Raw genomic sequence first — 222 nt, 5'->3', positions numbered from 1 at the left:
ACCACGATGGACTGTGCACAGTGCGGTGCGAGAACCAAGCACGCACTTCCCCTCTCCGAACGAACGTATGCGTGCACCGCGTGCGGAGCCGTGTCCCCCAGGGACAAGAACTCCGCCCGTGTGATGCTCGTCCGGGCTGGTCTCAACCCGGCTGGTGTTGATGGTGGAAGTCCTCTGGGAGCGCTGCTCCCGGGGGCGGCCTGAGCCAGGAATCCCCGTCCT

1 protein-coding gene is annotated in these 222 nt (G+C 65.8%); it reads left to right on the top strand.

Going from position 1 to position 222, the window contains the following annotated elements; genetic code table 11:
• Positions 1 to 204, top strand: a 204-nt coding sequence (locus tag IO36_RS45380; protein WP_158997722.1) for a zinc ribbon domain-containing protein, incomplete at its 5' end; no start/stop codon positions are given.
• Positions 205 to 222: the final 18 nt, after the last annotated feature.

Origin of the sequence: Streptomyces aureus (assembly GCF_000725495.1) — a bacterium.
Taxonomy (GTDB): domain Bacteria; phylum Actinomycetota; class Actinomycetes; order Streptomycetales; family Streptomycetaceae; genus Streptomyces; species Streptomyces aureus_B.
Note: the sequence above shows the minus strand (reverse complement) of the source record. Positions and strands in the feature narration are given on the sequence as shown.